The sequence below is a fragment of the Escherichia sp. E13S3 genome, from assembly GCF_004212325.1.
In the GTDB taxonomy this organism is placed as follows: domain Bacteria; phylum Pseudomonadota; class Gammaproteobacteria; order Enterobacterales; family Enterobacteriaceae; genus Escherichia.
In genome coordinates this window covers 106054-132314 of sequence record NZ_RHJR01000002.1, presented here as the reverse complement: position 1 = coordinate 132314, position 26261 = coordinate 106054, and the positions used below count along the sequence as shown (strand labels likewise).

The window sequence follows — 26261 nt, the reverse complement described above, 5'->3', positions numbered from 1 at the left end:
ATTATCAAGCTGTTATCCTAAATAAAAATCTGAACATCTTAATTAAGACTATTTAAGATGCATCACTTAGATTTACAAGATATCTTCTGGTCATTCGAAAACAATTTGCAGTATAGATATTCTTAATACATTAGGCACTTGTCTGATTTGCAATAAGGTCAATATGATTAACTGAGTGAAATCCAATCACATTTAAAGCTTAATGATGCACTCTTAAATATGTCATTAAGAATAATATCAAATACGGATTAAACACAATTTTTCATAAAAAGCTTACTAAATCAGAGTGTATTGACATCATCAATAACCAATGAAATTATGCAATTATCTATGAATAGGGAGGTTATTAACATGAGGCTTTGTAGTCGCTATAAAAGTCTTACATGCAATAGTTGCTCAATGCATTGCCAAATAATGCCAGAAAAATCACCACGTTTGCAGTATTGTGCAAATGCATGTTTTTGTATGTGGCCCGAAGAGAGTTCGTATTTTAATCGTGGCGTGGTTGAAGGTATATTAAGTAAAAACCACAATGCGCGATTAAGCGGATATATTTTTGTAGATTTTTCAGTAAGCTTTTTACGCCTTTTTTTAGAGAGTGACTGGATCGACTATCTTACGAGTACTGAGATGGGAATAGTGTTAGTAAGCGATCGAAATATGCAATCTCTTGCTAATTACTGGAGGAAACACAACTCCGCGATATCAGCCATTATATATAATGATGATGGACTGGATATTGCCAACGAAAAGATCAGGCAACTATTCATTGGTCGTTATTTGTCATTTACCAGAGGCAATACGTTAACTCAAATGGAGTTCACCATTATGGGACATATGGTTTCTGGTTATAATCCATATCAGATTGCAGAGGTTCTTGATATGGATATCCGTAGCATCTACGCCTACAAGCAAAGAATTGAAAAAAGGATGGGTGGTAAAATAAACGAATTATTTATCCGTTCACACTCCGTTCAGCACTGAAACGTAACTGTCAATAATAATAAGCATTGTATATACGGGCACTTATAAAGATGCCCGTATTTTATCACATGAACTTTTAATTCAGTTTATTTGAGCGCTTATTTAATTATGTCACCTTACGCGCCACCGCAAAAATGAAAAGATATTGCGAGAAGAAGGCATAAAGACAACGGTTAAGAGTGTTAAATTTGTTAATTCACATGGAATTTTAAGTTGCACTGATATGCTATAATTATAGTTTGCATGATAAATATAAAATTAATATATATTTATTCCATGAATACTAATATACTTATCAAACTATATTATTTCAATTTACTTAATTTTATGTTTCATTGACGTATGTACTGGATTATTAACGATAATATTGAGTTCTGGCCAGAGCACAGAAAATTAATTTCGGTACATGACGCCGAGCTTAACGCCGTTCTGACAACGCCAGCAAGCAGGTGCTTATCGCTGCTACTTGAAGCCTTTCCTGATGTGGTTGCACAACAGGATTTTTTCTCCAGAGTCTGGGAAGAAGAAGGCATGCGAGTACCGGTCAACACGTTATATCAAAATATATCGATCATCAGACGCGGGTTTCGCACGGTTGGTGAAACCAACCATTCGCTTATTGCAACCGTACCGAGAAAAGGTTTTAAGCTCAGTAATGATGTAAACATAGAAAACCATGTAATAATCCCTTCTGCAGATGCACAAAAGACCATATCTCCCCAATGCTTGAACGTTAAAGATGAGTTTAAAGAGACAAGTGCTCATCCAGATAATTATCTCAGAAATATAGTCAGGCTATCTAAAAATTATTTACCCATGCTAAGTGCATTTTCCGTAGGTTTGCTTACCGCATTTTTTCTCTGGCACAATAGTCAGCCCAAATCATTCTTTAAAGATTACAAAACTGTTGCACAAATAAATGGTTGTCATTTCAATGTTACAGAAGATAGCATTGATGGGTTGAAAGATCTCGATCAATATAAGAACCGTATATTAGGATCTGGAATTGATTGTAAAAAGTACCCCTGGCTATATTTCCCTCTCGATAAATCATCTCCCGGATTGATTGTTATGGCATGCAAAAAAAACCATAGTAATAACACAGTTGCAGACTGTTTAACTCTATCGTATCGCGGAGTTAACCATGATTCGTTATAAAAAAACGCTGTTTATTATTTTATGCTTTCTCAGTGGCTTCATTTTTTTTATTGCCTATCATTATTCCAAAGAACAAATAGTATACAATGAGAAATGCACGGCCAATTGGATTATATTTAATGACCAGGGAAGGGCTAATCTCACTATTGACTTTATGTATAATAAAAATAACAAGACAGGAACTGTTGCGCTTAGCGGCACCTGGAAACAAAACACGAACACTTATAAATCATTTCGCCGAGATATTGAATATACGTGGATCGAAAATTATGACACTTTACATCTTACCTCTACCAAAATAAATAAATTTGATATTATCGATCAAATTTCAGATGATAATCTGGCACAACTCCTGCCTGATTTTTATATATTCCCGGGAAAAATGATAAGCTATAATGTTCAAAAACAGAACAATCATGATTTTCTTTTAAGCATTGGCAATAGAGCAATTATGTATTGCGCAAGGTAACAAAACAACTTGATGCTGCATCTGTAATTAAAAGTCAAAACAACAAATGTAACATTTCAGGCATTGGAATATAATCTTTATATATTCTTTTAGCCATCTTCATCTCTGACGGTTCATGCGGCAATCCCCTCCCCCATTCAAATTACATCCGTCATTAAAAAATCCTTCCGCACTCCACTATGACAATAATGGTGTAAAAATAAACGCTGGTTCGCACAGAGATGTTTAATAGAGCACATAAACATAATAGCTATTAATAAATAAAATTACTCTTGCAATAATTCTTTCACACCAGATTGTCAGTCGACGAATAACTATTCCTCACAGCCTATCATTTTATCTTAAATGAACAATTACATTAAATTAAGAAATGTGATAAGCAGGACTTTATCAATGATTTTCAATAGGTTATATACTTACATGATTAACAAATCATTAATTAAGAATATTTCAGATTACAATCACATCAAGCTAATATAAATTAACTTAAACAATCATGATGAATTTCGTTAAATGAAATATATGAATATCAGTTATATCTGTTACTCATGCAGGATGCCAAAAACCACAAACTTAATAGAGGTGAGCTAATGGATTTAGAAAATAAGTTCTCATATCATTTCCCTGATGGAATCATACTTACAGAAGATGGCATTCTTACAAAAGGGAATGAGGAATTTTACATCCCGCCGAAAGAACTCGGTGTATTATTTGTATTGCTTGAATCGGCGGGAAATGTTGTATCCAAAGATGCGATCATCGAATCTGTATGGAAAAATGTAATTGTAAGTGACGAATCCCTTACACGATGCATCTATTCATTAAGATGTATTTTTGAAAGAATTGGCTACAACCGTTGCATTGAAACCATATATAGAAAAGGTTATCGATTCAGTGGGCAAGTATTCAAGATAAAAGAAAATCAAGATAATGCTCCAGGCAGCACTATTGCTTTATTTCCATTTACAATATCTCACAGTAGTCAGGATCCATTAGCGCTTAATCAGGAACTTGTACAACTAATCTCAAATAAAAAAACCGATGATCTCTATATATATCCAATGACTGCAACCCAGTATTGCATAGATAATAAATCTCAGACAGCCTTCCTGGCCAGGTTCAAACCCGATTATTTTGTCACAGGAAGAATCAGCAAATATGATGCTTCAAATAGTTTATATATTGAAGTAATAGATGCAAAAAGTTTTTATCTTATTGCCAGTACACATCTTCAGGCAGATGACATACAAAAAATCTCACACTTTATAATTAGCAACTTATATCTGGCAATGAAGAAACCTAAAGTAGAACCAGGTTTTATGTCCCGACACGTACCTTCTGATAAAAATATTTTATCAGCCGAAATGTCTGCCGGGAAAAATGAACTGAATGAATTCACGCCTGAAAGCATTGCCAATGCAATAACTATATTTGAAAGTGTTAAAAACAAATCTAATGCTCAGTCAATAACCAATGAATGCTATTGCCTGTTGGCTGAATGTCATATGTCTATGGCACTTCATGGTCTATACGAACTTAAACATGCAACTCAAAAAGCATTGGCCTTTATAGATAAGGTATCTGATAAAAATATTTTCGATGGGAATATTTTAGGAATTATGGGACTGATAACCGGTCTTTCCGGACAAACGACTGCATCACGCATTTTTTTTGACCATGCACAGACACAAGTATTAGATGTAGCCTCCTTGTATTACTATAAGACACTGGTAAATATATATAACGAAAGAATTGAAGATGCTATCGCTTGTATAGACCAGTCACTGCTACTTGAACCTAAAAGACATAAAGCCGCTATAATAAAAAAATGCATTGATGTATATGTTTCTACAACACACAATGAAAGAAATGCGTTCTCTTATCACGGAACAGAGAAAGAATATCATTTAGTTATTATCAATAACATTCAAAAATTGAAGCAATTGACAAAAGTTAACAGCATTATTGATTTTAATGCTCAATATGAGGTCGCTTGATCTGCAATAAATATCATAAGCAGAATAGTGCTCTATATTTTGAGCTATACACTCTATTTTTATAGGGGATATTGGATTTATCTACATCTGACGTGAACGTATCAACAATAACGGAAGAATTCGATGACTACGGAAAAAACTGAGAAAGAGAAAAAGTAAGAAACTGGAGCGGGCGAAGGGAATCGAACCCTCGTATAGAGCTTGGGAAGCTCTCGTTCTACCATTGAACTACGCCCGCTTCGAGATGCGTAAGGCATTATAAACCTTACGCTCTCCTAAGCAAGTGCCTTGCTACTGACTGCTGATTAATTCGCCATCAGCACTTTGGCTTGCTACCCTGTGGCGGCAAGTAGCGCAAAGGATCTATTGCCGTAGCACGGTAGCGAATCTGGAAATGTAGCCGCACGGATTCCGCATCAGTACTTCCCATAGTCGCTATCTTTTGCCCGGCTTTAACACTTTGCCCATTGTTCACCAGCATCGTGTCGTTATGGGCATAAGCAGTAATGTAATCTTCACTGTGTTTAATCATTATAAGATTACCGTAACCACGCAGCTGATTACCCACATATACCACTTTCCCGGCACCTGCAGCGTATATTGGCGTCCCGCGTGCCGCCGCAATATCAATCCCTTTATTGCCGCCATCTGCCATTGAGTAAGGCATAATAACCTTTCCGCTCGTTGGCCATAACCAGCAACGTTGCCCAACCGGCGGCCATGAAGATTTCGAAACGGCCGAAGACGGTGTCACTGACGCTGTTTTTGTCGTCGATTTGCCGGTGGATTTACGCGTGCCGTTACTACTTTTTTTCGCCCCACCCAGTTTCAGCTTTTGGCCGATTTCAATGGTATAGGGGGGGGAGATGTCGTTGAGTCGGGCTAGCTCTTTTACGCTGGTTCCCGTGGTGCGTGAAATACGATAAAGCGTATCCCCCCGTTTCACGGTGTAAACGGAGCCGGAATACGTTCCTGTATCTGATGATTTGCTACCCGAGCAGCCAGCCAGAAGCAGCCCTACCGATAACAGCATCACGATACCCAGAGTTTTTTTATTCAGGCGTCCTGCGCTCAAAATCTTTCCTCGCTAAAAAACAAGACGCTATATCATAGCAGCCCCCCGTCAGATCCCCAATCCATTGCGTGGGAACAGGCATGTACGAATCAATAACTGTTAAAGAATCAATTAGCACCGTTGGCAAACATCGGAACCATCCTGATTGACCTCTAATACTCATTTATCACAATGATTTTTATCACGCTCATATTGATAAACTGCACTCACTTTCTTTGCTGATAAAAATGCATCATCCGTAGCGTTTTTTTAACGACATCACACTTCCCCTCTCCCCTCGTGTTTATAGTCGTTTCTGGCGTAATTCTTGCCTGCAAAGACTTAATCATTGCCATAAGAACCAAATGTTCAAATCAAGGGGATTTCTATGGAAGCGCGGGAAGCAACCGCTACAGGTGAATCATGCATGCGCGTCGATGCCATTGCGAAGGTCACCGGGCGGGCACGATATACTGACGATTATGTTATGGCGGGCATGTGTTACGCGAAATATGTACGTAGCCCAATTGCACATGGTTATGCGGTGAGCATTAACGATGAACAAGCCAGAAGTTTACCAGGCGTACTGGCCGTATTTACCTGGGAAGATGTTCCTGATATTTCCTTTGCCACGGCGGGCCATGCCTGGACTCTGGATGAGAATAAACGCGATACCGCCGATCGCGCCCTGTTAACACGCCACGTCCGCCATCATGGCGATGCGGTTGCTATTGTCGTTGCCCGTGATGAACTCACAGCGGAAAAAGCAACGCAACTTGTTCACATCGAATGGCAGGAATTACCCGTCATTACCACGCCAGAAGCGGCACTGGCAGAAGACGCTGCGCCAATCCATAGCGGCGGCAATTTACTGAAACAAAGCACGATGTCGACAGGTAATGTCCAGCAAGCAATCGACGCCGCCGATTATCAGGTGCAGGGGCATTATCAGACGCCGGTCATTCAACATTGTCATATGGAAAGCGTGACCTCATTGGCGTGGATGGAAGACGATTCACGAATTACCATCGTTTCCAGCACCCAAATCCCGCACATTGTCCGCCGCGTTGTCGGTCAGGCGCTGGATATTCCCTGGTCGTGCGTGCGGGTTATCAAGCCCTTTGTCGGCGGTGGTTTTGGTAATAAACAAGATGTACTGGAAGAGCCGATGGCGGCATTTCTGACCAGTAAACTCGGCGGCATTCCGGTGAAAGTTTCCCTAAGCCGCGAAGAGTGTTTTCTGGCGACCCGCACTCGCCACGCTTTTACCATTGACGGACAAATGGGCGTCAACCGCGATGGTACGCTGAAAGGCTATAGCCTGGATGTTCTGTCTAACACCGGCGCTTACGCTTCACACGGTCATTCCATCGCTTCTGCAGGCGGCAATAAAGTTGCTTATCTCTACCCGCGCTGTGCCTATTCTTATAGCTCAAAGACTTGCTATACCAATCTACCCTCAGCGGGTGCGATGCGTGGCTATGGCGCACCGCAGGTGGTTTTTGCTGTTGAATCTATGCTGGATGACGCTGCTGAAGCGCTGGGCATTGACCCGGTTGAAATTCGTTTACGCAATGCCGCCCGCGAAGGCGATACAAATCCACTCACAGGCAAACGCATCTACAGTGCCGGATTGCCAGAGTGCCTGGAAAAAGGGCGGGAAATCTTTGAATGGGAAAAACGCCGTGCAGAGTGCCAGAACCCGCAGGGCAATCTGCGCCGCGGCATTGGCGTCGCCTGTTTTAGCTACACCTCTAACACCTGGCCTGTCGGTGTAGAAATCGCTGGCGCGCGCCTGTTGATGAATCAGGATGGAACCATCAACGTGCAAAGCGGCGCGACGGAAATCGGTCAGGGTGCCGACACGGTGTTCTCGCAAATGGTAGCTGAAACCGTGGGCGTTCCGGTCAGTGATGTACACGTAATTTCGACGCAAGATACCGATATTACGCCATTCGATCCCGGCGCATTTGCCTCACGTCAGAGCTATGTTGCCGCGCCTGCGCTGCGCAGTGCGGCACTGTTATTAAAAGAGAAAATCATCGCTCACGCCGCAGTAATGCTGCATCTGTCGGCGATGAATCTAACCCTGATAAAAGGCCATATCGTACTGGTTGAAAGGCCGAAAGAGGCGTTACTGTCGTTAAAAGACCTGGCAATGGATGCGTTTTATCATCCTGAACGTGGCGGGCAACTTTCTGCCGAAAGCTCGATCAAAACCACCACGAACCCACCTGCGTTTGGCTGTACCTTTGTTGATCTGACAGTCGATATCGCGCTGTGTAAGGTCACCATCAACCGCATCCTCAACGTTCATGATTCGGGCCATATTCTTAATCCGCTGCTGGCTGAAGGTCAGGTTCACGGCGGGATGGGGATGGGCATCGGCTGGGCGCTTTTTGAAGAGATGATCATCGACGCGAAAAGTGGCGTGGTGCGTAACCCAAATTTACTGGATTACAAAATGCCGACCATGCCAGATCTGCCACAACTGGAAAGTGCGTTTGTCGAAATTAATGAACCACAATCTGCATACGGACATAAGTCACTGGGTGAGCCGCCAATTATTCCTGTTGCCGCTGCAATTCGTAATGCGGTGAAGATGGCTACCGGTGTCGCAATCAATACGCTGCCGCTGACACCAAAACGGTTATATGAAGAGTTCCATCTGGCAGGATTGATTTGAGGATAACATCATGTTTGATTTTGCTTCTTACCATCGCGCAACGACCGTTGCCGATGCAACCAACCTGCTGGCTCAAAATCCGCAGGCCAAACTGCTCGCCGGTGGCACTGACGTACTGATTCAACTCCACCATCACAATGATCGCTATCGCCATATTGTTGATATCCACAATCTGGCGGAGCTTCGGGGAATTACGCTGGCGGAAGATGGTGCACTACGCATCGGCTCTGCGACGACCTTTACTCAGTTAATAGAAAATCAGTTAACGCAACATCATCTCCCGGCATTATGCGCTGCGGCTTCGTCTATTGCCGGCCCGCAAATCCGTAACGTCGCGACCTACGGCGGAAATATTTGCAACGGCGCCACCAGCGCAGATTCAGCCACGCCAACGCTGATTTACGACGCGAAGCTGGAAATCCATTCACCGCGTGGGGTCCGTTTCGTCTCGATTAATGGTTTTCATACCGGACCAGGCAAGGTTTCCCTTGAGCATGATGAAATTCTGGTCGCGTTTCATTTTCCTCCGCAGCCAAAAGAACACGCAGGTAGCGCACATTATAAATATGCCATGCGCGATGCGATGGATATTTCAACAATCGGGTGTGCCGCTCACTGTCGATTGAACAACGGCTACTTCAGCGAGTTGCATCTGGCATTTGGTGTTGCCGCACCAACGCCGATTCGCTGCCAACATGCCGAACAGGCTGCGCAAAATGCGCCATTAAACCAGCAAACACTGGAGGCCATCTGCGAATCTGTCCTGCAAGATGTCGCACCGCGTTCTTCATGGCGAGCAAGTAAAGAGTTCCGTCTGCATCTCATTCAGACGATGACCAAAAAAGTGATTAGCGAAGCCGTCGCTGCGGCGGGGGGAAAATTGCAATGAATCACAGCGAAAGTATTACTATTGAATGCATCATTAACGATATGCCTTTTCAGCTTCACGCCGCGCCAGGCATGCCGCTTTCGGAACTGCTCCGCGAACAAGGGCTGCTTAGTGTCAAACAAGGATGCTGCGTTGGTGAATGCGGTGCCTGTACGGTGTTGGTTGACGGAACCGCGATAGACAGCTGCTTATACCTGGCCGCATGGGCTGAAGGAAAACAGATCCGCACGCTGGAAGGCGAAGCGAAAGGCGGCAAACTTTCTCATGTACAACAGGCTTATGCGAAATCTGGCGCTGTACAGTGTGGTTTTTGTACGCCGGGGCTTATTATGGCCACTACGGCAATGCTGGCAAAACCTCGAGAGAAACCGTTAACCATTACGGAAATTCGCCGTGGCTTGGCCGGGAATCTGTGTCGCTGTACCGGATATCAAATGATTGTGAATACTGTTCTGGACTGTGAAGAAACGAAGTAAAACGCAATCCGGCCTGAATTCAGGCCGGATTTTTTGATGACTATGCGCTTAACAATTCATATTTCTTAATTTTACGATAAAGCGTGGCGATGCCAATACCAAGCTCATCAGCGACTTGCTTCTTACTGTTATGCCGTGAGAGCGCTTCGCGAATCATCTGCTTTTCCATCTCCTCCAGCGCTGTGCCGCCAGCATCATCAAGAGCCAAATGTGCCTCGCTGGCTTCTGGCATCTCACTTTGCTCCGCCGTACCGTTATTAACCAGATTTGGTGGTAGTAGCGTACTGTCGATGACTTCGCCCGAAGGAACGACGTTGACCAGATACTCCATCAAATTACTTAACTCTCGCAGGTTTCCTGGCCAACGATGCTTACGCAGTAACTCAACAACATCGGGAGCAATACCCGGGTAAACCGATCCCAGACGACGGGTATGGAGATGTAAAAAGTAATGCACCAGCAGTTCAATATCTTCCTGACGCTCACGTAGCGCTGGCAGAGTGATAGGAATAACGTTAAGTCGGTAGAAAAGATCTTCGCGGAATTTACCTTCGGCTATGAACTGAGCCAGATTCTGGTTTGTTGCAGAAATGATGCGGATGTCGACCTGTATTGGGCTACTGGCGCCAATAGGCAGGATCTCACGCGCTTCAATCGCCCGCAGCAGTTTTGCCTGAAGCATTAAAGGCATATCGCCAATTTCATCAAGAAACAGCGTTCCCGTGTTTGCTGCCTGAATCAGCCCTGTTTTACCGTTGGTAGAAGCGCCAGTAAATGCGCCTTTAACATAACCGAACAGCTCACTCTCCAGAAGCTGCTCCGGAATCGCCGCGCAGTTGATAGCGATAAAGGGTTTGTTCCGTCGCCCACTCAACTTATGAATAGCACGGGCCACCACTTCTTTTCCGGTCCCGCTTTCACCAACGACCATGACGCTGGAGGGGCTAGGTGCGATGCGGCTAATCAGCCGTTTTAATTGCCGCATAACACGGCACTCGCCAACCAATTGTTCAATATGCGGTTCATCAGATGCATTTGCCACGGAAAAACTGGTATGGGATTGGTGAAACGCCATTAAAAATAGCTGTCGTCCCTGAATGTTATGCAACTGACCAATTATCAATTCACTTTTATCATCCCACGAGACAATATGTTGCATATGTCCATGAGTAAAATTACTCTCAAATGTTAATGGCCTGAAACGGATAAGTTTCCCAACCATATTATTTTGCACAACGCCAAGTGTTTTTAATGCAGTCTGATTAACGAACTGAACACGATTTTCCTCATCAATAACTAATACACCTTGATCCATATTATCGATCATGGTAGCAAATATTTTACTGATGTTATCTCCCGGCCCCTGATCTTCCAGGAGTTTCGAGACAAAAATAGTCGATATATGGCGAACGTAATCTGAAAATTCGCGTAAATTATCACTGATATGTTCTTGTTGCTCATGAGTAACCGCAATCAAACTTATCACTCCGACACAACGATCCTGCAGAATAACGGGCGTCCCCAGGAATGCCTTCTCACGACAACTCTCTTTACTGTCGCAGCCTTCACAAAGGGGATCGAAGCGAGAATGTGTCACGACCTTTTCGGTTTTTGTTTCGAGGACATAGCGGAGCAAGCGTGAGTTGCCACTCAACTGGCGACCAAGAAATTTCCCATATGCGCCGGTTCCAGCGACGCGACACAAGTTTTCATCAACGATCTCAACCTCAAGCTGCAAAACGCTGGCTAGCATTCTGGCAAAACGCTGAATTGTTGGTTGAATTTGCATCAAAACTGACTGCGTATTAGCAAGCTCCATAGCTTTACCTTCCAGAATCACTTAAAAGTCGATCATTGAAGACGTTGATGGTTCACAGATCATAACGATATTAACTCAGGCAAAAATCGCTTTGCTAAAAACATAAGATTTTTATCACTTTCTAATGAAATTATGGAAGTGATATCACATTTCTATATCAATATGAGAATTACGGGAGTGAGTTTATCAAACTGACGAGTTTTCACCTGTCCCTTTATCTTATTTCTGATACTTAGCAGCAAATAAATAACTGCGTTAAAAAAGCCAAACGTTTCCGTATATTTTTAACTTCCGTAGTGTGGCGATAATTTGTGATCAATCCCACATATCCCCTGTCAGATTAGCGTTTCGTGACCGCGTAGATAATTCTGGCATGTTTATTGTTAGTCCCTGGTATAGCTGTGAAAACACCAATCACTTTGGCAAGTCACAGTGAAATAAACCACTTTGCCTGTCATTCCACTACCGGGACTTTATGATGAAAACTGTTAATGAGCTGATTAAGGATATCAATTCGCTGACCTCTCACCTGCACGAGAAAGATTTTTTGTTAACGTGGGAACAGACGCCAGATGAACTGAAACAAGTACTGGACGTTGCCGCAGCATTAAAAGCACTGCGTGCCGAAAACATCTCTACCAAAGTCTTTAATAGTGGATTAGGTATTTCCGTATTCCGCGATAACTCCACCCGTACCCGTTTCTCTTATGCTTCCGCACTTAACCTGCTCGGCCTTGCACAGCAGGATCTCGATGAAGGTAAATCACAGATTGCGCACGGCGAAACTGTCCGTGAAACCGCTAATATGATCTCCTTCTGCGCTGACGCTATCGGTATTCGTGACGATATGTATCTGGGCGCGGGTAACGCCTATATGCGTGAAGTTGGCGCGGACCTCGACGACGGCTATAAGCAAGGCGTACTGCCGCAGCGCCCGGCTTTAGTTAACCTGCAATGCGATATTGACCATCCGACTCAATCAATGGCTGACCTGGCATGGTTACGTGAACACTTTGGTTCGCTGGAAAACCTGAAAGGTAAAAAAATCGCCATGACCTGGGCCTACTCCCCAAGCTACGGTAAACCGCTGTCTGTACCACAAGGCATCATCGGTCTGATGACCCGCTTCGGTATGGATGTCACCCTTGCCCATCCAGAAGGTTACGACCTGATCCCAGATGTCGTTGAAGTCGCTAAAAACAATGCTAAAGCCTCCGGCGGCAGCTTCCGTCAGGTAACAAGCATGGAAGAAGCATTCAAAGACGCTGACATCGTTTATCCGAAGTCCTGGGCACCTTACAAAGTGATGGAAGAGCGTACTGAACTGCTGCGCGCGAACGATCACGAAGGACTGAAAGCGCTGGAAAAACAGTGTCTGGCACAGAACGCACAGCACAAAGACTGGCATTGTACTGAAGAGATGATGGAGCTGACCCGTGATGGCGAAGCTCTGTATATGCACTGCCTGCCAGCCGATATCAGCGGCGTATCCTGCAAAGAAGGTGAAGTCACTGAAGGCGTATTCGAAAAATACCGTATCGCGACCTACAAAGAAGCCAGCTGGAAGCCATACATCATCGCCGCGATGATCCTGTCCCGTAAATATTCCAAACCAGGCGCACTGCTCGAACAACTGCTTAAAGAAGCGCAAGAACGCGTGAAATAACCCCCTCGGGCCGATCGACAGGTCGGCTCTCTATTTCCAGAGGCCAAAAGGATAGGATATGTCCGTTTTCTCATTGAAGATTGATATCGCCGATAACAAATTTTTCAACGGCGAAACATCACCGCTCTTTTCGCAAAGCCAGGCAAAACTGGCGCGCCAGTTCCACCAGAAAATTGCTGGCTATCGCCCAACACCGCTTTGTGCGCTGGACGATCTCGCAAACCTTTTTGGTGTGAAGAAAATTCTCGTTAAGGACGAATCAAAACGATTCGGTCTGAACGCCTTCAAAATGCTCGGCGGTGCGTACGCCATCGCTCAATTATTGTGCGAAAAATATCATCTTGATATCGAAACGCTGTCATTCGAGCATCTGAAAAATGCCATCGGCGAAAAAATGACATTCGCTACAACGACCGACGGCAACCACGGGCGCGGTGTTGCCTGGGCAGCACAGCAACTCGGTCAGAACGCGGTAATTTACATGCCGAAAGGTTCTGCTCAGGAACGCGTTGACGCCATTCTGAACCTCGGAGCCGAGTGCATCGTCACTGACATGAACTATGACGATACCGTTCGCCTGACCATGCAACACGCGCAGCAACACGGCTGGGAAGTGGTGCAAGATACCGCCTGGGAAGGTTACACCAAAATTCCAACCTGGATCATGCAGGGCTACGCCACTCTGGCAGATGAAGCCGTCGAGCAAATGCGTGAAATGGGCGTAACACCAACTCACGTTCTGCTGCAAGCCGGTGTCGGCGCTATGGCCGGCGGCGTACTAGGTTATCTGGTGGATATTTACACCCCGCAAAATCTGCACAGCATCATTGTTGAACCTGACAAAGCTGACTGTATTTATCGCTCCGGCGTCAAAGGTGACATCGTCAACGTTGGCGGCGATATGGCCACGATTATGGCGGGCCTGGCTTGCGGCGAACCTAACCCTCTGGGCTGGGAAATCTTACGTAACTGTGCCACCCAATTTATCTCCTGTCAGGACAGCGTTGCCGCATTAGGTATGCGTGTGCTGGGTAATCCGTACGGCAACGATCCACGCATCATTTCTGGTGAATCTGGCGCTGTCGGTTTGGGCATTCTCGCGGCTGTTCATTATCACCCGCAACGTCAAAGCCTGATGGAAAAACTGGCGCTGAACAAAGATGCCGTCGTCCTGGTTATCAGCACCGAAGGCGACACCGACGTGAAGCACTACCGCGAAGTTGTCTGGGAAGGCAAACACTCTGTAGCACCTTAATCACCCTATTGGAACAACTCCCCGCCAAACGGGGAGTAAAAAATCTGGAGAAAAATAATGGCTAAGAATATTCCATTCAAACTGATTCTTGAAAAAGCAAAAGATTACCAGGCAGACATGACTCGCTTCCTGCGCGATATGGTTGCTATTCCCAGTGAAAGCTGCGACGAAAAACGTGTAGTACATCGTATTAAAGAAGAGATGGAAAAAGTCGGCTTCGATAAAGTTGAAATCGATCCGATGGGTAACGTTCTCGGCTATATCGGCCACGGTCCGCGTCTGGTTGCGATGGACGCTCACATCGACACCGTAGGAATTGGTAACATCAAAAACTGGGAATTCGACCCGTACGAAGGCATGGAAACCGACGAGCTGATCGGTGGCCGTGGTACTTCCGACCAGGAAGGCGGCATGGCATCAATGGTTTATGCCGGTAAGATCATTAAAGACCTCGGTCTGGAAGATGAATACACCTTGCTCGTTACCGGTACGGTACAGGAAGAAGACTGCGACGGTCTGTGCTGGCAGTACATTATTGAACAATCCGGCATTCGCCCGGAATTTGTGGTCAGTACCGAACCAACCGACTGCCAGGTATATCGTGGTCAGCGCGGTCGTATGGAAATTCGCATTGATGTTCAGGGCGTTAGCTGCCATGGTTCAGCACCAGAACGCGGTGATAACGCCATTTTCAAAATGGGTCCGATTCTTGGCGAATTACAAGAACTGTCCCAACGTCTGGGCTATGACGAATTCCTCGGCAAAGGTACTCTGACTGTTTCCGAAATTTTCTTCACCTCACCAAGTCGTTGCGCAGTAGCAGACAGCTGTGCCGTTTCCATCGACCGTCGCCTGACCTGGGGCGAAACCTGGGAAGGCGCGCTGGATGAAATCCGCGCCCTGCCTGCGGTACAGAAAGCCAATGCTGTCGTTTCTATGTACAACTACGACCGTCCGTCCTGGACTGGCCTGGTTTACCCAACCGAATGCTACTTCCCGACCTGGAAAGTGGAAGAAGATCATTTCACCGTTAAAACGCTGGTGAATGCCTACGAAGGTCTGTTTGGCAAAGCACCGGTCGTTGATAAGTGGACGTTCTCAACTAACGGCGTATCCATCATGGGCCGTCACGGCATTCCGGTCATCGGCTTTGGACCGGGTAAAGAACCTGAAGCACACGCGCCAAACGAAAAAACCTGGAAATCTCACTTGGTGACCTGTGCCGCTATGTACGCTGCAATCCCGTTAAGCTGGCTGGCAACAGAATAATTACTCTTCACCTATTTCCCTCCGGTTCGCCGGAGGGTTTTTTGGAGTTTGCTATGCGCGTATTGATCAAAAACGGCACTGTCGTTAACGCAGATGGACAAGCCAAACAGGACTTGCTGATTGAAAGCGGTATTGTCCGCCAGTTAGGCAAAGATATTTCGCCGCAACTCCCCTGTGAAGAAATTGATGCCACTGGCTGTTACATTTTCCCTGGCGGCGTAGATGTCCATACACATTTCAATATTGATGTCGGCATCGCGCGCAGTTGTGATGATTTTTTTACCGGTACCCGCGCAGCCGCGTGTGGCGGTACAACAACCATTATTGATCATATGGGATTTGGCCCGAATGGCTGCCGATTACGCCATCAACTGGAAGTTTATCGTGGTTATGCCGCCCATAAAGCGGTCATCGACTACAGCTTCCACGGTGTTATCCAGCATATTAATCACGCCATCCTCGACGAAATTCCGATGATGGTCGAAGAAGGGCTGAGCAGTTTTAAACTCTATTTAACCTATCAATACAAACTCAACGATGATGAAGTCCTACAGGCATTACGCCGCCTGCATGAATCCGGCGCGCTGACCACTGTACACCCAGAAAATGACGCCGCAATCGCCAGTAAGCGAGCGGAGTTTATCGCCGCTGGGTTAACCGCGCCGCGCTACCACGCCTTGAGCCGACCTCTGGAATGCGAAGCCGAAGCCATCGCCAGAATGATTAACCTGGCACAAATTGCCGGTAACGCCCCGCTCTATATCGTGCACTTGTCTAACGGCTTAGGTCTGGATTATCTGCGCCTTGCTCGCGCGAATCACCAGCCAGTCTGGGTTGAAACCTGCCCGCAATATCTCCTGCTGGACGAACGCAGTTACGATACAGAAGATGGCATGAAGTTCATTCTTAGCCCACCGCTGCGCAACGCTCGCGAGCAGGACAAGCTGTGGTGTGGCATCAGCGATGGTGCGATTGACGTGGTGGCGACCGATCACTGCACCTTCTCGATGGCCCAGCGCCAGCAAATTTCTAAAGGCGATTTCAGCCGCTGCCCAAATGGCTTGCCCGGTGTGGAAAATCGCATGCAGTTGCTGTTCTCCAGTGGCGTAATGACGGGACGTATCACACCGGAGCGTTTTGTTGAATTAACCAGTGCGATGCCCGCAAGGCTGTTTGGCCTGTGGCCACAAAAAGGATTATTAGCACCCGGTTCCGATGGCGACGTGGTGATTATCGACCCACGCCAGAGCCAACAAATTCAGCACCGCCATCTCCACGACAACGCCGACTACTCTCCCTGGGAGGGTTTTACCTGTCAGGGCGCAATTGTCAGAACCTTATCCCGTGGTGAGACGATTTTCTGTGACGGCACCTTTACAGGCAAAGCCGGACGAGGACGTTTCCTGCGACGCAAACCGTTTGTCCCTCCCGTGCTCTAACCACTGCCAGGGATCTATACACAATCAAGAATGATGAGTGAGGAAAAATGAGTAAGAAAATTGTTCTCGCCCTCGGCGGGAATGCGCTGGGCGACGATCTGGCCGGACAAATGAAAGCGGTAAAAATTACGTCTCAGGCAATTGTTGATTTAATTGCCCAGGGACATGAAGTTATCGTCACTCATGGTAATGGACCGCAGGTAGGCATGATTAACCAGGCATTCGAAGCCGCTGCAAAAACTGAAGCGCATTCACCGATGCTGCCAATGTCTGTCTGTGTTGCGTTGAGTCAGGGATATATTGGTTACGATCTGCAAAACGCCTTAAGAGAAGAACTGCTTTCTCGTGGCATTAATAAACCCGTTGCAACGCTGGTTACCCAGGTCGAAGTCGACGCTAACGATCCGGCCTTCCTCAACCCAACCAAACCGATCGGTTCGTTCTTTACCGAGCAGGAAGCAGAGCAACTGACAAAACAGGGCTATACCCTGAAAGAAGATGCGGGTCGCGGCTATCGTCGTGTCGTTGCTTCGCCTAAGCCGGTAGATATTGTTGAAAAAGAGACAGTTAAAGCGCTGGTAGATGCAGGACAGGTTGTGATCACCGTTGGCGGTGGCGGTATTCCTGTAATTCGAGAAGGTAACCATCTGCGCGGCGCCAGTGCGGTTATCGATAAAGACTGGGCCAGCGCCCGTTTAGCAGAAATGATCGATGCCGATATGCTGATCATTCTGACTGCTGTAGAAAAAGTGGCGATTAACTTCGGTAAAGAGAATGAGCAGTGGCTCGATCGCCTGTCATTGGCCGATGCAGAACGCTTTATCGAAGAAGGGCATTTTGCAAAAGGTTCTATGCTGCCGAAAGTGGAAGCCGCCGCATCATTTGCCCGCTCTCGCGCAGGTCGCGAAGCACTGATTACCGTGTTGAGCAAAGCGAAAGAAGGGATTGAAGGCAAAACCGGAACGGTGATTTCTCAGTAATTTATTGGCCGGGTGGCGATGCCATTCGGCCAAAGATTGTTAACAAAGTGCGCGTTATTGATGCCGGATGCGGCGTGAACGCCTTACTCAGTCTATAAAACATCTAATATTCAATTAATTGCAAAGCACTTGTAGGCCTGATAAGCGCAGCGCATCAGGCAATTTAGCGTTTATCATCAGTCTCAAGGCCGGGTGGGTAATACCATCCGGCCATTTTCATTTAAGCTACTTCCAGCACTTCTTTCGTCGCTTTAACGCCCTGATGCATCAACATCATTAACGCCTCAAGTACGCCACCACCAATCGCTCGGGCTTTGTCAGAAACGCTGGTGAAATCAGCCGTTTCACCACGAGGATCGATATCACCGATTTTAAAGCCACCGACTACCGCCAGCCCGTCGTTAAGTAAACCACGCACCATTCCCGCCAACGGCGCTTTTATTTCATGCTCACCAATCCAGGCAATAACATCGCCTTCTTGCACCAGATCGCCTAACTTCACGTTGGAACGCATGATACCTGCCGCCGGAGCGCGAATAACTCGCCGGGTGGTATGCCCCATAATATTGCCGGGAACGCCAGTATTCTCCTGTGCGCAACCTGAGTAAATAACCTGTCCCAACCAATGCCCACGATTTGTTTCAATCACCGCATGACAATCTTTACCTGCGGTAAAGCCCGGCCCAAGCGCGATCGTCACTGGAGCCATATCTGCACGCGTACCCAAATTCTGTTTCGCCAGAATAGCGTCCACCACGCAAAGTGGTTTCAGCTCATCAAGCAGTAAACAGTCGGGGTCTACCATCACGGGAATAAACCCGCGTTCAGTCAGTTTCATCGCCTCTGCAGAGCTGGTTGCCAGTCGGGCGGTGACACCTTCAACCATCATTTCGCCGTCGAACACGGCCTGGGCAAACGCCACGGTACAGCGAATCACCGTCGGTTTTTCCACTTCCAGCATGATCACTTTGAACCCCGCATGATACAGACGCAGCGCCACACCACTGGCGATATCCCCCGCGCCGCGAATTACCACCAGCTGGTGTCCGGAAGGATGAGAAGGTTTCATCATCAGCCCGCCCGGCGCATTATTTTTCACCTGTAATATTTCTGCCAGTACACTGATAGCGATCTCCTGCGGCGTTTCGGCACCAATGTTGTAGCCCACCGGTGCGTGCAAACGGGCAATATGTTCTTCAGCCACGCCTTTCTCACGCAACTGACGCAGGAAAAGCTGAACCTTGCGGCGACTTGCCAGCAACCCCAACCATGCAATGGGCTGTTCAATGAGTTTATCGAGGGCTTCACGATCCTGATTATTTGTGGCAATCAGGACAAAATTATCAGGGCGAATCTCCAGTGCTTCCGCTGCCGCGCCAAACGACTCAGCATGAACAAGCGCAGTTGATGGCGGGAAAAGTTCAGGATTCAGGCTTTCGCGATAAATATCGGCAACAGCAATATCAAACCCCAGCAGTGCTGCGCTTTGGGCTATCGCCCGGTTAACATGCCCCGCGCCGATCAACACCAGCCGGGGTCGCATACCATGTACGCTGATAAACACTGACATTGCGCCTCCGCAATCTGACCCGACGGCATCCGCGCCGTTACGCGCCATGCGTCCATGGAATAATCGCGGCTTACGTTCCTGCAATGCCTGTAGTGACTCTTCAATCACCTTCCGCTCAACCATTCCGCCACCAATTGTGCCGACGATTGAACCATCGGCGCGCACTAACATTTGTGCAGAATGGCGGGGAGTAGAGCCTCGGCTATCTACAATTTGCGCCATCGCAAACGGACAATTTTGCTCTTCGAGTTTTGCAGCCTCTGTGAAAATATTCATACCAACCTCAATGGATATCCTTTCAGTAACCCGCAATATCCGGGCCGCTAATTCACAAATCTGCGCGCGATTGCAGGATGTTCTTGTATATCGCCCAGCCAGATTGCCTCTACGTCATGTTGTTGCAGCGGCTGAAGTAGCTCGCTTTGCGCAATCGCATTCTCACATTGAGAAAAACGGTTAATGAACCAGATTCGTCGACAGCCTTGTGGTACGTTTTTAAACGCGCCCTGAGGGTGACGAACCAGCGCAACGAGATCGCTCAGTTGCAAGGTTGCATCAGGTGTTAACCCGGTAATATCAGCAAACTGCGACCAGCGATGGACATTTTCCGTGCCAACTTGCGCGCCCAAAATATGCCCTCCCATCACAGCAATCACGCAGCAACTGCTTTTGGGTATGCAAGGTTCGTGCTCATCAGGCGCTTTTAACGGCATTCCACGCGAGCCATCTGCCTCAATGAGAATTACGTCACACTCTGGTCGTTGCACCAGTGCATCAATCACTTCTGGCGTAAATCCCTGCACTTTTCCCTGGTTCGCTTTCCAGCGGTGAAAACAAAATGAAATGGGGAATTTGAGAGACGAGCGAGGAAGCATGGCGGGATCACGGCAGATAACCACGGGCCAGTGTGAATCTGGCATAAACATATGTGTGGTCGTAGTGATCAACACGCGCCTACCGATGGACTGAAATAACTGCGCCAGCCAAAAAAGCAGGCTGGTTTTCCCCCCTGCGCCAACAACAGAAATCACTGTGGGGTGTTTCTGCGCGCCTAAATCAATGAATAACGCCGATGGGTCAATTATACTTTTCACGAGTCTTCATGGACCTCTCTGGGGTAAGCACGCATTAATCAGGGAGTAACACATTTCCAGGCGTTATTAGCCCATATAATAATGGAACCACTATGTCAGCCATCGACTGTATAATTACCGCGGCCGGATTATCATCAAGAATGGGGCAATGGAAAATGATGTTACCCTGGCAACAGGGAACAATTCTTGACGCGAGTATCAAAAATGCGTTGCAGTTTTGTAGCCGAATTATTTTAGTCACTGGTTATCGCGGCAATGAACTGCATAATCGCTACGCTAGCCATAGCAACATTACTATTATCTACAATCCAGATTATGCGCAGGGGTTACTGACTTCGGTAAAAGCCGCAGCGCCAGCGGTACAAACAGAACATTGTTTTCTCACTCATGGTGATATGCCAACCATCAACAGAGATATCTTCCTAAAAATCTGGAAGTTACGAAACAACGGAGCCATACTCCCGCTCCATCATGGTACGCCTGGCCATCCGATTTTAGTGTCAAAATCCTGCCTGATGCAGGCGGTCAAACAACCTAATGTTACCCATATGCGCCAGGCATTACTCATGGGCGAACATTATTTCGTCGAAATGGAAAATGAAGAAATAATTTTAGATATTGATACTCCAAATGACTTTATTAATGCACAAAAAAAGTATACTAAAATTTAGAAAAGCCAGTTAAACGATTGCGTTCAAATATTAAATCCACTCAGTACTTCTTTATCATAATGATACAGAATCACTGATTTTGAGAAATGAGAAAAAGTGATAAAACTCCTGACAACAATAATACCCAGGAGTGATTTTAATTCTCATTTGACACCTGTGAGATCATTCACAAAAGTCCCTTAAGTTTCGAGGCGCTTCACATTTTTTTATATTTCCTGGCGAACATGGCAAGAGTGGTGTGATTGTTGCTCTATCCCCCTAAACCACCGGATTTCTCAATACCGGTCACTCAATGATATCTGTGTAAGCTAAGGAGAGGGTTATGGGGGATATTATGCGTCCCATTCCGTTTGAGGAACTTTTGACGCGCATATTTGATGAATACCAACAACAACGCTCAATCTTTGGTATTCCCGAGCAACAGTTTTACTCACCCGCAAAAGGTAAATCTGTCGGTGTTTTCGGTGAAACCTGTGCGACACCAGTCGGCCCCGCCGCAGGTCCGCACACGCAACTCGCACAAAACATCGTCACGTCCTGGCTGACTGGCGGACGCTTCATCGAACTTAAAACAGTACAAATCCTCGATCGTCTGGAGCTGGAAAAGCCCTGTATCGACGCCGAAGACGAGTGTTTTAACACCGAATGGTCCACCGAATTTACCCTGCTTAAAGCGTGGGATGAATACCTCAAAGCCTGGTTCGCCCTGCATCTTCTCGAAGCTATGTTCCAGCCGTCCGAGTCCGGTAAATCATTCATCTTTAATATGAGCGTCGGTTACAACCTCGAAGGCATTAAACAACCACCCATGCAGCAGTTCATCGATAATATGATGGACGCATCTACACATCCGAAGTTTGCACAATACCGCGATACGCTTCATAAACTACTCCAGGATGACGCATTTTTAGCCCGCCACGGTTTGCAGGAAAAACGTGAAAGCTTGCAGGCCTTATCGGCACGTATCCCCACCAGCATGGTACAAGGCGTTACCCTCTCCACGATGCACGGCTGCCCTCCACATGAAATCGAAGCCATTTGCCGTTACATGCTGGAAGAAAAAGAGCTCAATACCTTCGTGAAACTCAACCCGACTTTATTGGGTTACGCGCGAGTGCGCGAGATTCTCGATAGCTGTGGTTTCGATTACATTGGCTTAAAAGAAGAGTCATTTGATCACGATCTCAAGCTAACCCAGGCGCTGGAAATGCTGGAACGCCTGATGGCGCTGGCGAAAGAAAAATCGCTCGGCTTTGGCGTCAAACTGACTAACACCCTCGGCACCATCAACAATAAAGGCGCACTGCCTGGCGAAGAGATGTATATGTCCGGGCGTGCGCTGTTCCCGCTCTCCATCAATGTCGCAGCAGTTCTTTCCCGCGCCTTTGACGGCAAACTGCCCATCTCTTATTCCGGTGGCGCCAGCCAGTTAACTATCCGCGATATTTTCGATACGGGTATTCGCCCGATAACCATGGCAACTGACCTGCTGAAACCTGGTGGCTATCTGCGCTTAAGCGCTTGCATGCGCGAACTGGAAGGGGCAGACGCCTGGGGGCTTAACTGTGTTGACGTCGAACGGTTGAACAGGCTGGCAGCAGATGCGCTAACTATGGAATACACCCAGAAACACTGGAAGCCAGAAGAGCGTATTGAAGTGGCAGAAGACCTGCCACTGACCGACTGCTACGTTGCCCCCTGTGTTACTGCTTGTGCCATCAAACAGGATATTCCGGAATATATTCGCCTGCTGGGCGAACATCGCTATGCCGACGCGCTGGAACTTATCTACCAACGCAACGCCCTGCCCGCGATTACCGGCCATATTTGCGATCACCAGTGCCAGTACAACTGTACTCGTCTGGATTACGACAGTGCGTTGAATATCCGCGAACTGAAAAAAGTCGCCCTGGAAAAAGGCTGGGATGAATATAAGCAACGCTGGCACAAACCAGCCGGTTCCGGGTCACGCCATCCGGTTGCCGTGATTGGTGCCGGTCCGGCGGGTCTGGCTGCAGGTTACTTCCTTGCCAGAGCAGGCCATCCGGTCACGCTGTTTGAACGCGAAGCTAACGCGGGCGGCGTGGTGAAAAATATTATTCCGCAGTTCCGTATTCCGGCTGAGTTAATTCAGCACGATATCGATTTTGTCGCCGATCACGGCGTGAAATTTGAGTACGGTTGCTCGCCGGACCTGACCGTCGAACAGTTAAAAAATCAGGGTTTCCACTACGTTCTGATTGCCACAGGTACTGATAAAAATAGCGGTGTGAAACTGGCGGGCGACAACCAGAATGTCTGGAAATCTCTCCCCTTCCTGCGCGAGTACAACAAGGGTACTGCGCTCAAGCTGGGCAAACATGTGGTGGTTGTCGGGGCGGGTAACACCGCAATGGACTGCGCCCGTGCGGCATTACGCGTGCCTGGCGTTGAAAAAGCAACCGTCGTTTACCGTCGTTCATTACAAGAGATGCCTGCGTGGCGCGAAGAGTATGAAGAAGCACTGCACGATGGCGTGGAGTTCCGTTTCCTGAACAATCCTGAACGTTTCGATGCTGATGGCACCTTAACGTTGCGCGTCATGTCACTTGGCGAACCTGATGAGAAAGGTCGTCGCCGCCCGGTAGAAACCAACGAAACGGTAACACTGCACGTAGACAGTTTGATTACCGCCATTGGCGAACAACAGGATACTGAAGCCCTGAATACGATGGGCGTGCCGCTGGACAACAACGGCTGGCCAGACGTCGACCATAACGGTGAAACCCGCCTGACTAATGTCTTTATGATCGGCGACGTACAGCGCGGACCTTCCTCCATTGTCGCGGCTGTCGGCACAGCTCGTCGGGCATCGGATGCCATTCTTAGCCGGGAAAATATCCGTTCACACCAAAGCGATAAATACTGGAACAACGTCAACCCGACGGAAATCTACCAACGCAAAGGCGATATCTCTGTCACCCAGGTCGACAGCGATGATCGTGACGCGTTTGTCGCTCAGGAAGCCGCACGTTGTCTTGAATGTAACTACGTTTGCAGCAAGTGTGTGGATGTCTGCCCGAACCGCGCCAACGTGTCAATTGCGGTCCCTGGATTCCAGAACCGTTTCCAGACACTGCACCTGGACGCCTACTGCAACGAATGCGGCAACTGCGCCCAGTTCTGTCCGTGGAACGGTAAACCGTACAAAGACAAAATCACCGTCTTTAGCCTGTCGCAAGACTTTGATAACAGCAGCAACCCAGGCTTCCTGGTGGAAGATTGCCGAGTACGCGTGCGTCTGAATAACCAAAGCTGGGTGTTAAACATCGACAGCGAAGGCCAGTTCAACAACGTACCGCCAGAGCTGAACGATATGTGCCGCATCATTAGCCATGTCCACCAGCATCATCATTATCTGCTGGGCCGCGTGGAGGTGTAATCATGTTGATTCTGAAGAATGTCACCGCAGTACAGCTACACCCGGCGAAAGTGCAGGAAGGCGTCGATATCGCCATCGAAAATGATGTGATTATCGCTATCGGTAACGCCCTGACACACCGCTACCCTGAAGCCAACTACAAAGAGATGCATGGCCGGATTGTAATGCCGGGGATTGTCTGCTCGCACAACCATTTTTACTCGGGGCTTTCCCGCGGAATTATGGCAAACATCGCCCCCTGCCCGGACTTCATCTCGACGCTGAAAAACCTGTGGTGGCGGCTCGATCGCGCCCTTGATGAAGAATCTCTCTACTACAGCGGACTGATTTGTTCACTGGAAGCAATCAAGAGCGGATGTACATCGGTTATCGATCACCATGCTTCTCCGGCGTATATCGGCGGGTCGCTCTCAACGCTGCGCAACGCATTTTTAAAAGTTGGCCTGCGCGCGATGACCTGTTTTGAAACCACTGACCGTAACAACGGCATTAAAGAGTTACAAGAAGGGGTAGAAGAAAATATCCGCTTCGCCCGTCAGATTGATGATGCGAAGAAAGCGGCAACCGAGCCGTATCTGGTAGAAGCGCATATCGGCGCTCACGCTCCGTTTACCGTGCCAGATGCTGGGCTGGAAATGCTGCGCGAAGCAGTGAAAGCTACCGGGCGAGGTTTACACATTCACGCCGCTGAAGACCTTTACGACGTTTCTCACAGTCACCACTGGTACGGCAAAGACCTGCTGGTACGGCTGGCAGAATACGATCTCATCGACAACAAAACGCTGGTTGCTCACGGACTTTATTTGTCGAAAGAAGATATTGCTCTGCTCAATCAGCGCGATGCGTTCCTAGTGCATAACGCCCGTTCCAACATGAACAACCACGTCGGCTACAACCATCACCTTAGCGACATCCGCAATCTGGCGTTGGGAACCGACGGCATTGGTTCAGACATGTTTGAAGAGATGAAATTTGCCTTCTTTAAACATCGCGATGCGGGTGGTCCGCTATGGCCTGACAGTTTTGCCAAAGCCCTGACTAACGGCAACGAACTGATAAGCCGCAACTTTGGCGCGAAATTTGGCCTCCTGGAAGCCGGTTATAAAGCAGATTTAACCATTTGCGATTACAACTCGCCGACGCCGCTGCTGGCAGAAAATATCGCCGGACATATCGCCTTTGGTATGGGGTCAGGCAGCGTTCACAGCGTGATGGTCAACGGCGTGATGGTCTATGAAGATCGTCAGTTTAACTTCGATTGCGATTCCATTTATGCGCAAGCCAGAAAAGCCGCTGCCAGTATGTGGCGTCGTATGGATGCATTGGCATAAATGACAAAAACCCTCTTCCTTCCGGGAAGAGGG

Annotated in this window: 19 protein-coding genes and 1 tRNA gene; 15 read left to right on the top strand and 5 right to left on the bottom strand. The window is 47.3% G+C overall.

All coding sequences use genetic code 11. From position 1 onward, the window contains the following. Window positions 1–351 precede the first annotated feature (351 nt). The 4 genes from D9597_RS01820 to D9597_RS01805 all read left to right on the top strand — a co-directional run bounded on the left by D9597_RS01820 (window position 352) and on the right by D9597_RS01805 (window position 4608). Window positions 352–984 (top strand): helix-turn-helix transcriptional regulator, encoded by a 633-nt coding sequence (locus D9597_RS01820; RefSeq protein WP_130207770.1) that lies wholly within the window; start codon window positions 352–354, stop codon window positions 982–984. Window positions 985–1326: 342 nt separating this feature from the next. Beyond that, on the top strand, window positions 1327–2142 hold the full coding sequence (locus tag D9597_RS01815; RefSeq protein WP_130221482.1) for a transcriptional regulator: 816 nt from the start codon (window positions 1327–1329) through the stop codon (window positions 2140–2142). After that, window positions 2129–2611: a hypothetical protein gene (locus tag D9597_RS01810; RefSeq protein ID WP_130221481.1), complete on the top strand. Its 483-nt coding sequence runs from the start codon at window positions 2129–2131 to the stop codon at window positions 2609–2611. Before D9597_RS01815 ends, D9597_RS01810 begins: the two co-directional genes overlap by 14 nt. A gap of 590 nt (window positions 2612–3201) precedes the next feature. Then, window positions 3202–4608 carry a winged helix-turn-helix domain-containing protein gene (locus tag D9597_RS01805; protein WP_130221480.1) on the top strand — a complete coding sequence of 469 codons (1407 nt, stop codon included), beginning with the start codon at window positions 3202–3204 and terminating at the stop codon, window positions 4606–4608. Window positions 4609–4772: 164 nt separating this feature from the next. Here D9597_RS01805 and D9597_RS01800 read toward each other — a convergent pair. Both D9597_RS01800 and actS read right to left on the bottom strand, forming a co-directional pair. After that, window positions 4773–4846, bottom strand: a tRNA-Gly gene (locus D9597_RS01800). Window positions 4847–4924: 78 nt separating this feature from the next. Next, the gene (gene actS / locus D9597_RS01795; protein ID WP_130217906.1) at window positions 4925–5683 is read right to left on the bottom strand and encodes an amidase activator ActS; all 759 of its coding nucleotides are present in this window, start codon (window positions 5681–5683) and stop codon (window positions 4925–4927) included. Window positions 5684–6050: 367 nt separating this feature from the next. On the opposite strand from actS, the gene xdhA reads away from it, so the two are divergent. From xdhA to xdhC, 3 genes are read left to right on the top strand one after another with little or no spacing between them, the layout of a single operon-like run. Beyond that, a complete protein-coding gene (gene xdhA / locus D9597_RS01790; RefSeq protein ID WP_130221479.1) occupies window positions 6051–8348 on the top strand; it encodes a xanthine dehydrogenase molybdenum-binding subunit XdhA in 2298 nt (765 codons plus the stop codon). Window positions 8349–8358: 10 nt separating this feature from the next. Next, window positions 8359–9237 carry a xanthine dehydrogenase FAD-binding subunit XdhB gene (gene xdhB, locus D9597_RS01785; protein ID WP_130221478.1) on the top strand — a complete coding sequence of 293 codons (879 nt, stop codon included), beginning with the start codon at window positions 8359–8361 and terminating at the stop codon, window positions 9235–9237. After that, window positions 9234–9713 (top strand): xanthine dehydrogenase iron sulfur-binding subunit XdhC, encoded by a 480-nt coding sequence (gene xdhC, locus D9597_RS01780; RefSeq protein WP_130207784.1) that lies wholly within the window; start codon window positions 9234–9236, stop codon window positions 9711–9713. Before xdhB ends, xdhC begins: the two co-directional genes overlap by 4 nt. Before the next feature lie 40 nt (window positions 9714–9753). Here xdhC and D9597_RS01775 read toward each other — a convergent pair whose 3' ends face one another. Beyond that, window positions 9754–11532 (bottom strand): sigma-54-dependent Fis family transcriptional regulator, encoded by a 1779-nt coding sequence (locus tag D9597_RS01775; protein WP_130221477.1) that lies wholly within the window; start codon window positions 11530–11532, stop codon window positions 9754–9756. A 478-nt stretch (window positions 11533–12010) separates the two neighbouring features. Between D9597_RS01775 and ygeW the strand changes: the two genes are divergently transcribed. The 5 genes from ygeW to arcC are packed head-to-tail and all read left to right on the top strand — an operon-like array spanning window position 12011 to window position 18141. Beyond that, a complete protein-coding gene (gene ygeW / locus D9597_RS01770) occupies window positions 12011–13198 on the top strand; it encodes a knotted carbamoyltransferase YgeW (RefSeq protein WP_130221584.1) in 1188 nt (395 codons plus the stop codon). Between the two features lie 58 nt (window positions 13199–13256). After that, the gene (gene dpaL / locus D9597_RS01765; RefSeq protein ID WP_130221476.1) at window positions 13257–14453 is read left to right on the top strand and encodes a diaminopropionate ammonia-lyase; all 1197 of its coding nucleotides are present in this window, start codon (window positions 13257–13259) and stop codon (window positions 14451–14453) included. Between the two features lie 57 nt (window positions 14454–14510). Further along, window positions 14511–15722, top strand: coding sequence for a YgeY family selenium metabolism-linked hydrolase (locus tag D9597_RS01760; RefSeq protein ID WP_064529812.1), 1212 nt, complete (start codon window positions 14511–14513; stop codon window positions 15720–15722). Between the two features lie 53 nt (window positions 15723–15775). Next, a complete protein-coding gene (hyuA, locus tag D9597_RS01755; RefSeq protein ID WP_130221475.1) occupies window positions 15776–17161 on the top strand; it encodes a D-phenylhydantoinase in 1386 nt (461 codons plus the stop codon). Window positions 17162–17208: 47 nt separating this feature from the next. Beyond that, entirely contained in the window at window positions 17209–18141 is a 933-nt protein-coding gene (gene arcC, locus D9597_RS01750) for a carbamate kinase (RefSeq protein WP_130207792.1), read from the top strand. A gap of 220 nt (window positions 18142–18361) precedes the next feature. On the opposite strand, the gene yqeB is transcribed toward arcC, so the two are convergent. Continuing rightward, a complete protein-coding gene (gene yqeB, locus D9597_RS01745) occupies window positions 18362–19987 on the bottom strand; it encodes a selenium-dependent molybdenum cofactor biosynthesis protein YqeB (protein ID WP_130221474.1) in 1626 nt (541 codons plus the stop codon). Window positions 19988–20034: 47 nt separating this feature from the next. Beyond that, complete coding sequence (gene yqeC / locus D9597_RS01740; RefSeq protein WP_130221473.1) at window positions 20035–20805, bottom strand: selenium cofactor biosynthesis protein YqeC; 771 nt, start codon at window positions 20803–20805, stop codon at window positions 20035–20037. A 92-nt stretch (window positions 20806–20897) separates the two neighbouring features. On the opposite strand from yqeC, the gene mocA reads away from it, so the two are divergent. The 3 genes from mocA to ssnA all read left to right on the top strand — a co-directional run bounded on the left by mocA (window position 20898) and on the right by ssnA (window position 26228). Beyond that, on the top strand, window positions 20898–21476 hold the full coding sequence (gene mocA / locus D9597_RS01735) for a molybdenum cofactor cytidylyltransferase (protein ID WP_130221472.1): 579 nt from the start codon (window positions 20898–20900) through the stop codon (window positions 21474–21476). 322 nt (window positions 21477–21798) lie between these two features. Beyond that, window positions 21799–24897 carry a putative selenate reductase subunit YgfK gene (ygfK, locus tag D9597_RS01730; protein ID WP_130221471.1) on the top strand — a complete coding sequence of 1033 codons (3099 nt, stop codon included), beginning with the start codon at window positions 21799–21801 and terminating at the stop codon, window positions 24895–24897. 2 nt (window positions 24898–24899) lie between these two features. Then, window positions 24900–26228 carry a putative aminohydrolase SsnA gene (gene ssnA / locus D9597_RS01725; RefSeq protein ID WP_130221470.1) on the top strand — a complete coding sequence of 443 codons (1329 nt, stop codon included), beginning with the start codon at window positions 24900–24902 and terminating at the stop codon, window positions 26226–26228. The last annotated feature ends 33 nt before the right edge of the window (window positions 26229–26261 follow it).

Bases quoted from the DNA above. Each gene is read 5' to 3' on its own strand.
- hyuA (WP_130221475.1), top strand. From the start codon at position 15,776: ATGCGCGTATTGATCAAAAACGGCACTGTCGTTAACGCAGATGGACAA.
- arcC (WP_130207792.1), top strand. From the start codon at position 17,209: ATGAGTAAGAAAATTGTTCTCGCCCTCGGCGGGAATGCGCTGGGCGAC.
- ygfK (WP_130221471.1), top strand. From the start codon at position 21,799: ATGGGGGATATTATGCGTCCCATTCCGTTTGAGGAACTTTTGACGCGC.
- dpaL (WP_130221476.1), top strand. From the start codon at position 13,257: ATGTCCGTTTTCTCATTGAAGATTGATATCGCCGATAACAAATTTTTC.
- yqeB (WP_130221474.1), bottom strand. From the start codon at position 19,987: ATGAATATTTTCACAGAGGCTGCAAAACTCGAAGAGCAAAATTGTCCG.
- D9597_RS01775 (WP_130221477.1), bottom strand. From the start codon at position 11,532: ATGGAGCTTGCTAATACGCAGTCAGTTTTGATGCAAATTCAACCAACA.
- xdhA (WP_130221479.1), top strand. From the start codon at position 6,051: ATGGAAGCGCGGGAAGCAACCGCTACAGGTGAATCATGCATGCGCGTC.
- xdhB (WP_130221478.1), top strand. From the start codon at position 8,359: ATGTTTGATTTTGCTTCTTACCATCGCGCAACGACCGTTGCCGATGCA.
- D9597_RS01815 (WP_130221482.1), top strand. From the start codon at position 1,327: ATGTACTGGATTATTAACGATAATATTGAGTTCTGGCCAGAGCACAGA.
- D9597_RS01810 (WP_130221481.1), top strand. From the start codon at position 2,129: ATGATTCGTTATAAAAAAACGCTGTTTATTATTTTATGCTTTCTCAGT.
- D9597_RS01805 (WP_130221480.1), top strand. From the start codon at position 3,202: ATGGATTTAGAAAATAAGTTCTCATATCATTTCCCTGATGGAATCATA.
- ssnA (WP_130221470.1), top strand. From the start codon at position 24,900: ATGTTGATTCTGAAGAATGTCACCGCAGTACAGCTACACCCGGCGAAA.
- D9597_RS01820 (WP_130207770.1), top strand. From the start codon at position 352: ATGAGGCTTTGTAGTCGCTATAAAAGTCTTACATGCAATAGTTGCTCA.
- D9597_RS01760 (WP_064529812.1), top strand. From the start codon at position 14,511: ATGGCTAAGAATATTCCATTCAAACTGATTCTTGAAAAAGCAAAAGAT.
- xdhC (WP_130207784.1), top strand. From the start codon at position 9,234: ATGAATCACAGCGAAAGTATTACTATTGAATGCATCATTAACGATATG.
- ygeW (WP_130221584.1), top strand. From the start codon at position 12,011: ATGAAAACTGTTAATGAGCTGATTAAGGATATCAATTCGCTGACCTCT.
- mocA (WP_130221472.1), top strand. From the start codon at position 20,898: ATGTCAGCCATCGACTGTATAATTACCGCGGCCGGATTATCATCAAGA.